This is a genomic window from Aquimarina sp. TRL1 (assembly GCF_013365535.1).
GTDB classification, from domain to species: domain Bacteria; phylum Bacteroidota; class Bacteroidia; order Flavobacteriales; family Flavobacteriaceae; genus Aquimarina; species Aquimarina hainanensis.
In genome coordinates this window covers 3,964,126-3,976,997 of the sequence record NZ_CP053590.1, presented here as the reverse complement: position 1 = coordinate 3,976,997, position 12,872 = coordinate 3,964,126, and the positions used below count along the sequence as shown (strand labels likewise).

Genomic DNA, 12,872 nt, shown 5'->3' with positions numbered 1-12,872 from the left:
TTTAGCGACAAAAAGCAACATTTTATCGATATTGATTTAAAAATCATATAATACAATTCTATTCCTTCGAAATAAAATGTAAATTTATGTTATAACAAAATAAACAAAATATGTCTGGAATTTTAGATTTATTAAATAGCCCTATTGGTAAGCAAATTATTAGTGGTGTTAGTAATCAAACAGGTCAGTCTACTGACAAAACAAGTAATTTATTAAGTATGGCTATGCCTGTATTAATGGGAGCAATGCAACGAAACGCATCTACTCCTGAGGGAGCCTCTGGTTTATTAGGAGCTCTTACAGGTAAGCATACCGGTGGAATTTTAGATAATTTAGGTGGTCTTTTTGATGGAGGTGTTGACGAAAGTGTAACAAACGATGGAGCAGGAATATTAGGACATATTTTAGGAAGTAAACAAACAGCTGTAGAAAACAGTCTAAGTCAGAAATCAGGTATCGACGCTGGTTCTGTCGGACAAATCCTGAAAGTAGCGGCTCCAATCTTAATGGGAGTACTAGGAAAGCAAGCTTCGCAAAACAATGTAAGTGATGCTAGTGGATTAAGTGGTTTACTTGGCGGAATGCTTGGTGGAGGAACTGGTTCTAAAGAGCAATCACTTATCGAAACATTCCTTGATGCAGATGGAGATGGAAGTGTGTTAGATGATGTAGCTGGTATGTTATTAAATAGTGGAAAGAAAAAAGGTGGTCTGGGAGGACTATTAGGAGGACTTTTTGGTAAATAACCTTCTGATATTATCCGGCAGACGTCATTATACGATGCATAAAATTAACGCTCTTTTCTACAAAGGAGCGTTTTTTGTTTTCCTTCTAAAACGTTAAAGACATTCTATTATCAGTATCTTTTTCGTACCTTGATCACCGTATAAGCATATGAAAACTATCCTACAAATATCATTACTCTTCATTTTTATTTATAGTTGTTCTTCTACAAATAAAGGAAAAGATATGAATGCTCCAATCACCACAGATATTGCTTCTGATACGATTAGAATTAGCAATGATAGTCTGTCATATGAAATTATCATTATAGAGCCCGGATTCAATGCCTGGCTAGTAACCCAAAGACCCAGAGGATTTTACTCTAAACAATTTCTTGCGAATCGAAACAGACAATATGTAATTGAATACAATCAACGAGTATTACAACCTCAGCGATTTAACCCCAATATATACGAGCAACAAATCAATTATCAAAGCAATATTGATTATGGATATGAAGTAAATTACTTACTGTTTAATTACTTCTTATTCTTAGAGCAGCGGTATCGACAACGATTCATATTAACAAGATCTTAAAGTTTTGATTCTGGATCTTTTTAATTGTATTTTCGTGCTATGAAGAAACTAAAAGATCGGTGGGAAATCAAAAAAAACTGGCAATTAATTTTTCCCTTTTTAGGTCTGGTTGCCCTACTCTTTTGCTCTTATTTATTAAGCAAAGCTTTTTTGAGTTTTTTTCCTTCCTTATTACATACTATTACCTACAAGAGTATTTTATATCCTCTTATCTTATTAATTACATACGTGCTATATAGAGTAACCATATATCTATTTCATAAACTGGAAAAAAAATGGAAGATCACCTATAAATGGGAAATGATAGCCATCTTCATTGTGTTTGCAATTACGGGATCCGTTTCTGCAAAAATATCAGAGCCTATCATTTCTTTTTTAGGAATTCATAAAGGCAATACAAACGGTTGGATTTATTGGCCTGTACGGTTACTATTAATATTTCCCGCCTACCAAATATTACTTTTAATTACCGGGTGGCTATTCGGGCAATTCACATTTTTCTGGGACTTTGAAAAGAAAATGCTTCGAAGAATGGGATTTGCCAAGATGTTAAGAGATTAAGAAGGATCAATATCTACAATTGTATCTTCCTTTTTCTTTTTGACAACATAGGTATACAGCCACATAATAGAAAACGTAGGAATTACATCTAATCCAGGAAGTGCTTCTTCAATAAGAGTAAATATCCCAGCTGCTTTTCCTGTATTCCCTTTATACATTCTGGTCATCAACCAAGCAGCGATCGGAGCCCAGACAATATCCCCGAACTCCCCTACTCCGGGAATAAAAAAAGTTACCATTCCCATGGCATCAAAAAGTATACTCAGGGCTAGTTTTTTGTATTTATCATCTTTCATATAATAACATAATAGGTTTTATATCATAAAGATAACAAATAGTATTCCAAAAAAATACTATGTCAAATCGGCTGTAATCAACCTCAAAAACTCCGTTCTTGTTTCTATTTTTTCGAACTGTCCTCTAAAACCAGAAGTTGTAGTAACTGAATTTTGTTTCTGAACTCCTCTCATCATCATGCACATATGAGATGCTTCAATAACTACTGCCACTCCCTTAGGCTGTAAAGTACTATTAATGCATTCCAAAATATCATGCGTCAATCGTTCCTGTACTTGCAATCTTCTGGAAAACACATCGACAATTCTTGGAATTTTGCTCAAACCTACTATATATCCATTAGGTATATAAGCAACATGTGCTTTCCCAAAAAAAGGCAACATATGATGCTCACATAAGGAATACAGTTCAATGTCTTTCACTATAACCATATCATCATAATCTTCCTTAAACATAGCACCTCTTAGAATTTCTTCCGGGTTAAGGTGATATCCCTGGGTAAGAAATTGCATCGCCTTAGCTGCTCTTTCTGGGGTTTTTACAATTCCTTCTCTTTCTACATCCTCTCCTATATCTTCTATTATCGACCTGTATTCATTTTTAATACTTTCAGTAACTTTTATATTGTATTCTTCAAAATTTTTATACGCCATTTTTTTTCTTTTACCAGGTTATCTTTCCTCTTTTCATCTAGCATAATTCATACCAAGTTCAGAGATTTTACAAACCTAATTGTTTCCTTTTTTTATCAGTTGTTAAAAATAGTCAAATAATACCCGTAAACATATTTTAGGATCAAGAAATTGATCGGAGTTTATTTCTTACTTATCATTTCTTTATTTTTCATAAATTATTGTTAAAAACAATATTTATTTAAGAAAAACAAAGGGAATCAAGTCACTATAATCCAGTTTTTAACTTTTTATTAGTAAGGGTGCATGTATTACAAAGCTAGTTTTGCAAATGAAAACAAAATAAGAAACGCCAAAAGATTTATGAATTTGCAATTTCCTCTAAGAATAAGCCTTCTTCTTTTATTCTTTAGTACCGCTGTAATCGCACAAGATAAAAAGGTATTAACTGCGACAAGAATTGATACTCCCCCTACTATAGATGGCATTCTTACGGATAAGATTTGGGATGAACTTCCTTCTTTTGGAGATTTTCATATGTGGCAACCTGGAAATGACGGTGATATTCCTTCTTCAATTCGAAGTGAAGTAAAAATGGGATATGATGATAAAGCTGTTTATTTTGCTGCATATTTATATGATGACAAACCGGAACAAATTTTACGACAAATTAGTCAAAGGGATGATGTTTTTGTTCAAGCTGATTTTTTTGTTATTTCTTTAAACACCTATAATGACGGTTTAAACGAGACGCGTTTTTTTGTAACCAGTGCTGGTACCATCGGGGATGCCCGTGCTGATCAGTTTCAAGAAGATTTTAGTTATAATGTAGTATTTGATGCCAAAGTATCTATTGATGAAAAGGGATGGTATGCTGAGTTCAAAATCCCGTATAATGCCCTCCGGTTCCCTGATACAGAAATACAGGATTGGGGGATCAATTTCTATAGAAAATTAAGTCGTCAGAACGAAACACATACCTGGAATAGAATTGATAACTCAATAGGACAGCAAACACAATATTCAGGAATAGTAGAAGGCGTTAAAAATATAACTCCTCCTATTCGTCTGACCTTTTTCCCTTTTGCTCAGGTTGTAGAAACCTTTAAAGAAGGAAAAGCAAAAACTGATTTTACTGCCGGAATGGATCTAAAGTACGGTATCAGTAACAGTTTCACACTGGATGCTACCCTTATCCCTGATTTTGGACAAGCTGCTTTTGATGAAGTCCGGTTAAACTTAGGTCCATTCGAACAGACCTTTGATGAAAACAGGCAATTTTTTACTGAAGGAACAGAACTTTTTAATAAAGGAGATATTTTCTTCTCCAGGCGTATAGGAAATGCTCCTACCAAAAGAGTTTCTGATGATGAACTTTCGGAAAATGAAGTAGCAGAAGATGTTCCTGCAAAGGTAAATCTGCTCAATGCGTTAAAAATTTCGGGAAGAACCAAAGATAATTTAGGAATCGGCTTCTTTAATGCTGTCACCGAAAAAACCGAAGTCACTATTACAGATACTGTCTCGCTAGAAACAAGAAAAAAAGTAGTTGAGTCCCTAGCTAATTATAATATTCTGGTATTTGACCAACAATTTAATAACAATTCCTCTATCTCTCTGATCAATACTAATGTCACCAGAAATGGTAGTGACTTCAGAGATGCTAATGTTACTGGACTGGTATGGAACTTAACAAATAAAAGGAATTCTTACCGGTTAACCGGTAGAACTATAATGAGTCAGGTTAATACTCCCGGAGATAATATTGCTGGTTTTGCAACTGAAATTGATTTTGATCGAATTAAAGGAAATTTCAGATATGGTTTTGGATATGACCTAGCCAATACTTCATATGACATTAACGATATGGGGGTTAATTTCAGAAATAATTTTAACAATTTTAGAGTAAATGCTTCTTATGAAAGTTTTAAACCTGTAGGCTGGTTTAACAAATATCGGGTCAATGTATTTGTACGACATAATCGATTGTATGACCCCAGTACACAAACAAGGAATGTATTTGGCGGAAATGCTTTCTTCAGTACTAAAAACCGAACTGCATTCGGTGGGTTTACTTCTTTTAATACTAAAAATAAAGACTATTTCGAACCCAGAGTTTCCGGTAAATTTGTATTGATTAATCCGAGTTACGGAGGATCTATGTGGATATCTACTGATTACAGAAAAAAATTCGCTTTTGATGCTGATCTCCGCTATAGAAAATGGTTCGATGACCCAAGACGATTTTATAGAATGGAATTCTCTCCTAGGTTTCGGTTTTCTGATCGTTTTCTGCTCATTCTCTTTTCTCAATATCTAAGATCTGATAATGAGTTTGGCTATGTAGATAATGATGATACAGATGTATTTTTTGGTCAAAGGGATATTACTTCTTTAGAAAACTCCATTAGTGCCAGCTATAATTTTGATCCCTTTAAATCAATCAACTTAAGGTTTAGAAACTTTTGGAGCACTGCTGATTATTCTGATAATATCTTTACGCGATTAAATGATAATGGGACCCGTTCTTTGATTGAGAATTATGATATCTCTGAGAATGATCCTAATCGAAATTTCAACATTTGGAATTTAGACCTTAGTTTTAACTGGAGATTTGCTCCCGGAAGTCTTGCTACTCTTCTATACCGAAATCAAATTTTTAATCAGGATGAGCTCTCTGATATTGATTATATAGAAAGCCTGGATACCCTATTTGATCAGAACATTACTCATAATGTATCCCTGCGCATTGTTTACTTTCTGGACGTAAATAATGTAAAAGAATTCTTTTAATTCACGATCATTATGATTAAGCAGTATATTTTGATTATTTTCACTGCTTCAAGCTTGATGATACTATGATAAAAGCAACCGATATTCATAAATACTACGGAGATTTACATGTTTTGAAAGGTGTTAACCTTCATATCAAAGAAAGTGAAATCGTCTCAATTGTAGGTGCTTCCGGAGCAGGAAAAACTACATTACTGCAGATTTTGGGTACTTTGGACACTCCTAATCGTACAACAAGTTCCTTTCTGGAAATAAGCGGTTCGGATATTACCCGGCTTTCAAAAAAACAACTGTCTAAGTTCAGAAACGAAACCTTAGGGTTTATTTTTCAGTTTCATCAGTTGCTTCCAGAATTTACCGCTTTGGAAAATATATGTATCCCTGCATTTATAAAAAATACTCCAAAAGCAGTTGCAGAAAAAAGAGCAAAAGAATTATTGCATTTTTTGCAGCTATCCCACAGAAGTAATCATAAACCTAGCGCATTATCCGGGGGGGAGCAACAAAGAGTTGCTGTTGCCAGAGCATTAATAAATAACCCCAGAGTTGTTTTTGCTGATGAACCATCTGGAAATCTGGATAGTGAAGCAGCAGAAAACCTACACAAATTATTCTTTAAGCTTCGGGATGAATTCGGACAAACCTTCGTCATAGTTACTCACAACCAAGAACTTGCTAATATGGCAGATCGAAAATTGGTGATGGTAGATGGTAAAATCAGTACTTAAAAAAAATAATCGCATACAAAAAGAGTTGCCTTTGGGGAGACAACTCTTTTCTTACCATTAATTCAAAATTTCCCTTATAAAATTAATATAAGTATTGTATTGCCCTAACATCGTTGGCTGTGAATTCTCCGCTATAAGTATTAGGGTCTGTTCCTGGTGGGGGGCATGAAATCATAATGGATGTAATATCAATATAATTTGGAGTTCCTGGAATATGGATAGCTCCTATTCCTCCATCTCCTTCATTTACACCATTACATACTCTATTAAAATAATCTGTGTGACGTAATCCGATACAATGTCCTATTTCATGAGTGATTACATGTTCAATAAAATTTGTAGGATAACTTTCGTTTCCCTGATTCAGTTGAATCCATTTAAAAGCTCTTCCTCCTTCAGGAAATCCTGCTTCTCCTCCTAAATTCGGAAGATTATTATTGTAAACAACCATATCAGCTGCCTGGTAGTTTGTTCCAAATGTCAGCCTAAAATGTAAAGAAGTATTTAGACTATTATAGTTATTTACAGCCCATTGCAATGCCGTACGCATTTTTCCTGTCAATGCATTTCCATTACCAGTATATCCTAAAATATCGATGGTTCTATTAAAGTTAGAAATAAGGTTCCTTGTTCTGTAGTGCTTATTTCCTTGTTTATTTTGTCCTAAATCATCATAAGAGCTCAAATCATATGAAAACAATAAATCAGTATCGTTCTTAAGAAAACTTTGAGTTACTCCATCTAAAAAAGTCCTCTTAACAACAGTAACATCATCTGTATTCACCCCCATTGCTGCGAGCTTAAGTAATTGTTCTTTTGACACTTCTTCTTTTTCATCTTGTATTTCTTCTGCTACATCATTCTTCTGACATGAAATAACACTTCCTACTAATAAAGTACAGATAGCTAAGTATTTAATTCTTTTCATAATATTTTGAGGTTTGTTTAACTGTTAATTATATCTTAAAATTACGTTAACAATATGTTTATATGAAATACAAATACACCAACTGTATGTTTTAGCGTACGAACCGTACATTTTTTACAATAAAACCGTAATTTAATGTAAATAAACGTAACATTTTAACATTTTAACCGTTAAAAACCAACCAAATAACTGTTTTCAGAACAAAAATCACATACTAGCAAACACTACTCGTATACTTTATAAATGATTTCCTATCTAAGTAGTTCTCTTATTTCTAAATAATAGATGTTTTTAATCAATGTATAAGTGAAGTACTTCTGAACAAAACGTTTTGGAAATATTCATATGTAGGATACGATTTTTTTAATTTAGAGGTAAAGGTAACCGTATTTACATATCCTACGATATAGGAAAGAAAGTATTTATAATACATCTCAAGAATACAGGGATGTGCTACTTATCCCGAAGATAGTTAAAAAAATAAAAGAGGTTTCCAGTTAAGAAACCTCTTTCTTTCAACAATAATATTGTCTTTTAGATTACTAAAGTAGGTAAACTATTGCTTTATAGAGATAGATGCATACAATACCAATCTATTAAATAAATTGCGCACCCGTTGATATTGTAATTTATGTGAAAAAGATACTATTAAAATAAGATATGGGTTTATGTCATCGGTAATAAACAATCTTATACATCTTGATAATATCCACTCTATATTAAAAAACCTACCAAAAAGACAATGCTTTGTCACATATGAAAAACTATTCCATATGCAGTAAAACTCTTCCCATAAACATATAACTATAACCTAATATTTATAAGACTTTTTTAATAATGGGTTTACCAATTTCCTAATACAAAATATCTTTTTCCTTTGGAATAAGAATAAAATACCTCCGATGTTCGTGCAAGGGACACAGGTGAGATAAGAGTTTTCATTTGAGCTTGTGTTAAATTAAAAAGTTGCAACAATTTATACTTAAAGTAAATTTAATGAAAGTTGCAACATACTAAATGTCGTTTTCACTGTACGAAGTGTATTAAATCAATGACTAAATCCATTTTTATTATAATTTTCACTTCCCGTATAAATAATACTTAGTTATCACCTTCTGAATCGTATCTTTGCCTCTGTAACATCTGTCATTATAGTAACTTTAGTAACATATAGAGGCTTAACGGGAAATTGTATATTCTTCCCACATAACCTCTCATAACAAAGGACTTAGTGATCTATTTTATACAAACTTCTTAGTGAAAAAATTGACAAAATCAGAAATAAAGAGCTTTTTAAACGAAAAAGCTTCCTTCTATGAACATCCTAAATTCATTGAAACTGACCCTATTCAAATTCCTCATTTGTTTTCTCTCAAACAAGATATCGAAATTGCAGGATTCCTGACTGCCACCATCTCCTGGGGGAATAGAAAAAGTATATTGACGAATGCTCATAAGCTAATGAAATTACTGGGAGATAGCCCGTATGATTTTGTTATGTCTCATACACAATCACAATTAGAAGGGTTGGATGGTTTTGTACACCGTACCTTTAACAGTATAGATCTTGCTTATTTTATTACTGCGCTAAGGCATCTTTATACCATATATGATGGATTGGAGCCTTTTTTTGCCATACATGCAGAAAAAGACACATTACAACATGCAATCCATGAATTCAAAAAAGAGTTTTTTAGCATCCCCCACCCCAGTAGAACACAAAAACACATTAGTGATCCTCATAAAAATTCTGCTGCTAAAAGAATCAATATGTTTCTCAGGTGGATGGTTAGAGACGCCAAAGCAGGAGTTGATCTCGGCATATGGAATAAAATCTCACCTGCGCAGCTATCCTGCCCTCTAGATGTACATTCTGGCAATGTTGCCAGAAAATTAGGACTTCTAAAAAGAAAGCAAAATGATGGGAAAGCGCTTGCTGAATTAGATCAAACACTACGGAAATTCGATAAAAATGATCCTGTGAAATATGATTTTGCGCTATTTGGTCTGGGAGTATTCGAAAAGTTTTAACCTACTATATAGTAATAATATAAACCAAAAACAGTTCTTAATAAATTAGATTCATTCTAAAAAACAACACTAATTTTACATAAGAAACAGTAACTTCACCATACCTTAATACTTATAAAATATCTACATAAGAACTAAGTAAGTACTCTTAAGTTATTTTGTGATTATAAAACACAATGCATAATCATGAAAAATTACTTACAAGTAACTACACTAGCTTTTCTATCACTATGCGCATCATGTAACAAAGATGATGATCAGGCAAATAACTCTTCCAGAGGAGAAGCTATAGAATTAAAAAGTCACTCAAAATCTCCTTCGTTTTTAAAAAAAATGTCAGGATTTGAAGATGTCGAAGTATATACTCTTTTATCATCAGAAGATACCTATATTCCTAATTTCACCTATGGATCTATGGCCGATGGTGCGGGCTTATTATATAATGAAGATGAGACATATACTTTAATAAATAATATAGAAGCTGATTATGCCATTGCCAGAATCACACTGGATAAAACCTTTAAACCAATCAAAGGAGAACATATCCTTAATGCAATTGCTACTGCTGAGACAGCTCAATGTTCCGGATCTATGATCTCTTTGGAGGAACACGGTTTTGGTCCGCTATATTTATCAGGAGGTGAATGGGGAGGTTCTTCCAAAGGGGTATTTGCTACCAATCCATTTAAAGCTGCTACTGCTGCCAGCTCCCCAAAAATGTTAACTGCTATGGGACAGTGGTCCACTGAAAATGCCGTAGCAATCGGGCAAGATGCATATCCGGGAAAAACAGTTGTATTCATAGGAGATGATCACTCTGATAATGAAGTCCCTTCCGGACAATTAGGTATGTACGTAGGAGATAAAGGAGAACTGGAAAATGGAAAACTATACGGTCTAAAAGTAATCGCTCCTGGAATCACCTATGAAATGGATATGAAAGAAGGAACCTCTTACGATATCGAGTTTGTAGAACTAAAAGAAAAAGAAGTAAGTCTTCTAGATGCAGAAGCCAAAGAAAAAGGAGTTATGGGATTCTCTAGATTAGAAGATATCGACTGGAGAAGAGGATCTGCAGCTAATAACAGAGAAGTTTATTTTTGTGTAACTGGAAGAGATAAACCTGGATTGGTAGGAAAAGGAAGTAGATCTGGTCGCGTATACAAAGTAGTTCTTAACGAAAATGACCCTACCAAAGCAGGGAAAATAACCTGCATTCTCGACGGGGATAAAACAGATGGAAAAGCTGGAGAGTTTCACAGTCCTGATAATATTCTTGTTACAGAAAATTACCTTTATATACAGGAAGATCCTAATGGAATTCAGGATTTCAAACCTGCTGCAAATCATTATGCCAGATTATATCAATACGGGATCAACACTGGTCAATTAAAACCTGTATTCGAATGTGATCAAGTAGCTGCTGCTGCTGCTGGATATGGAAATACTGAAAAAGCATGGGAAATAACAGGAATGATTGATATTTCTGATATTATCGATGTAAAAGAAACATTCTTGCTTATTACCCAGAATCACGGATGGGAAAAAGCAGATGGAACTCCATTTACAGATCCTACAGCCAATCCGAATATCGCTGAGAGTAGAAAAGAAGGTAGTACCCTATATATAATCAAAGGTTTAGATCGTTAACATTATAATTTTACAATTTGAATTACAGAATATTTAAAGGGGCTTATCTATGTATAAGCCTCTTTCTCATGTTCCTTACTGCCTGTAAGCAATCTCCTGAGAAAACAGAAGCCATCCCTCCTGAGGTTTTATCCAAAAACAAATTTACAAGAGATATTACCCTGGCTATTCAATACCTGGATAGTATTATTATTGATAGTACAAATGCGAAAAAACACTTTCTAACATCCAGAAAGTATTTTAAATACATGGAACCTCTTCTAGCATCACTGGATGAAGAAAATTATAATTTTCTCAATCAGCCAAATATTTTAAAAATTGAAGAAGAAGACTATACAGACATCAAAATTAAATCTCCGGGTGGTTATCAAGTGATCGAAGAAACATTATTCGCTGACACACTGATTCCTGATGCTATTACCCGGCATACAACTCTTGCTAAAAACAGACTAAAACTGGTAAAAAAGAATATTTCTTTCAAACATATAAAACCATATCATTTTTTATGGATGTTTCGAAAAGGAATTCACCGGGTAGCACTTACAGGAATCACCGGTTTTGACTCTCCTGTGTTAGAAAATTCGCTCTTCGACGCTCAATCCGTCTATACTAGTCTTAAGGAATACTTATCATTTTATAAAACTGAATTCCAGGAGATTCAATTATACCAAGCATGGAATCGAGAAATTGATCAAACTATTCTTAGCTTACAGGGTGACTTTAACGATTTTGACAGGTATCATTTTATCAAAAATCATACACACCCGCAAATGGAACTTTGGAAGAACACTGTTACAGATTGGCATGTTACTTTTCCTTTTGAACTTGCTATTAAAAATGAAGCGACTTCTCTTTTTTCTAATTCGACATTCAATACGAATTATTTCTCTGACAGAAATTCAGGAGCAATCACTAAAGAAAAAATAGCTTTAGGAAAAAAATTGTTTAATGATACTAATCTAAGTGCCAATCAGAAAATCAGTTGTGCTACTTGTCATCTAAAAGAAAAGGGGTTTACAGATGGTCTGAAAACACCAAAAGGATTAACCAGAAATAGTCCTACCCTGCTATATGCTTCCCTACAAAAAGCTTTTTTTTATGACAAAAGAGCCGGAAGCTTAGAAGGACAAATTGTTTCGGTAGTAAACAATAAAAATGAATTTCATACAAACCTTCTGGCATTAGAAACTGTAATTAAAACTGATAGTTCTTATAGAAAGCAATTTGCTGATGCATATTCAGGACAAGATATCTCAGAAAAGCAGATCAGAAATGCCATTGCAAACTATATAAGAAGCCTGACTCCTTTTAATTCTAAATTCGATAATAACATCAATGGTTTGGAAAATACACTAACCGCAAGTGAGATTAATGGTTTTAACCTGTTTAACGGAAAAGCTAAATGTGCTACTTGTCATTTCCCACCTTTATTTAATGGTACCGTCCCTCCTAATTATAAAGAATCCGAAATAGAACTATTAGGTGTTCCCTCTACAAATGATACTATAAATGCTATGATCAGTGACGATCTGGGCAGATATTATGTATATAAAACTCCCGAACGAAAACACTTTTTCAAAACCTCTACAGTAAGAAATGTCAGTAAAACGGCTCCCTACATGCATAATGGAGTATATACAACTCTGGAAGAAGTAATTGATTTTTATAATCGTGGCGGGGGAAGTGGTATTGGAATCCATCAGGAGTACCAAACCCTCCCTTCTGATCCTTTACACCTCAATCAACAGGAAATTAATGATCTCATTGCATTTATGAATGCATTGGAGGATCACTAAAAAACAAGGCACATCTAAAAGAGAGATGTGCCCTATTTTTTACGGAAAATCCCCTAAAAAAAAGGAATATATATTGTCATTTTATCCTTTTATCATGTTTTTACAGTAATTGAATAAATAAGCACTAGGTAATTAA

11 protein-coding genes are annotated in these 12,872 nt (G+C 33.8%); 8 read left to right on the top strand and 3 right to left on the bottom strand.

Going from position 1 to position 12,872, the window contains the following annotated elements; translation table 11 throughout:
* Positions 1-110 precede the first annotated feature (110 nt).
* The 3 genes from HN014_RS16285 (at position 111) to HN014_RS16275 (ending at position 1,881) form a co-directional block, all read left to right on the top strand.
* A complete protein-coding gene (locus HN014_RS16285; RefSeq protein ID WP_176029909.1) occupies positions 111-746 on the top strand; it encodes a DUF937 domain-containing protein in 636 nt (211 codons plus the stop codon).
* A 148-nt stretch (positions 747-894) separates the two neighbouring features.
* The gene (locus tag HN014_RS16280) at positions 895-1,320 is read left to right on the top strand and encodes a DUF6146 family protein (RefSeq protein WP_176029908.1); all 426 of its coding nucleotides are present in this window, start codon (positions 895-897) and stop codon (positions 1,318-1,320) included.
* 39 nt (positions 1,321-1,359) lie between these two features.
* Positions 1,360-1,881 carry a DUF6787 family protein gene (locus HN014_RS16275; protein ID WP_176029907.1) on the top strand — a complete coding sequence of 174 codons (522 nt, stop codon included), beginning with the start codon at positions 1,360-1,362 and terminating at the stop codon, positions 1,879-1,881.
* Here the strand turns inward: HN014_RS16275 and HN014_RS16270 are convergent.
* Positions 1,878-2,177: a hypothetical protein gene (locus HN014_RS16270; protein WP_176029906.1), complete on the bottom strand. Its 300-nt coding sequence runs from the start codon at positions 2,175-2,177 to the stop codon at positions 1,878-1,880. The two genes, HN014_RS16275 and HN014_RS16270, sit on opposite strands and share 4 nt — an antisense overlap.
* 57 nt (positions 2,178-2,234) lie before the next feature.
* A complete protein-coding gene (folE, locus tag HN014_RS16265; protein ID WP_176029905.1) occupies positions 2,235-2,831 on the bottom strand; it encodes a GTP cyclohydrolase I FolE in 597 nt (198 codons plus the stop codon).
* A gap of 342 nt (positions 2,832-3,173) precedes the next feature.
* Here folE and HN014_RS16260 point away from each other — a divergent pair, with 342 nt between their 5' ends.
* Positions 3,174-5,603 carry a DUF5916 domain-containing protein gene (locus HN014_RS16260; protein WP_176029904.1) on the top strand — a complete coding sequence of 810 codons (2,430 nt, stop codon included), beginning with the start codon at positions 3,174-3,176 and terminating at the stop codon, positions 5,601-5,603.
* 65 nt (positions 5,604-5,668) lie between these two features.
* On the top strand, positions 5,669-6,331 hold the full coding sequence (locus HN014_RS16255; protein ID WP_176029903.1) for an ABC transporter ATP-binding protein: 663 nt from the start codon (positions 5,669-5,671) through the stop codon (positions 6,329-6,331).
* Positions 6,332-6,413: 82 nt separating this feature from the next.
* Here the strand turns inward: HN014_RS16255 and HN014_RS16250 are convergent, their stop codons facing one another.
* The gene (locus HN014_RS16250) at positions 6,414-7,259 is read right to left on the bottom strand and encodes a M57 family metalloprotease (RefSeq protein WP_176029902.1); all 846 of its coding nucleotides are present in this window, start codon (positions 7,257-7,259) and stop codon (positions 6,414-6,416) included.
* A 1,266-nt stretch (positions 7,260-8,525) separates the two neighbouring features.
* Here HN014_RS16250 and HN014_RS16245 point away from each other — a divergent pair.
* From HN014_RS16245 to HN014_RS16235, 3 genes are all read left to right on the top strand, one after another.
* Positions 8,526-9,290, top strand: coding sequence for a TIGR02757 family protein (locus tag HN014_RS16245; RefSeq protein WP_176031142.1), 765 nt, complete (start codon positions 8,526-8,528; stop codon positions 9,288-9,290).
* A 186-nt stretch (positions 9,291-9,476) separates the two neighbouring features.
* Positions 9,477-10,940 carry an alkaline phosphatase PhoX gene (locus tag HN014_RS16240; protein WP_176029901.1) on the top strand — a complete coding sequence of 488 codons (1,464 nt, stop codon included), beginning with the start codon at positions 9,477-9,479 and terminating at the stop codon, positions 10,938-10,940.
* Between the two features lie 68 nt (positions 10,941-11,008).
* Entirely contained in the window at positions 11,009-12,736 is a 1,728-nt protein-coding gene (locus HN014_RS16235; RefSeq protein WP_176029900.1) for a cytochrome-c peroxidase, read from the top strand.
* Positions 12,737-12,872: the final 136 nt, after the last annotated feature.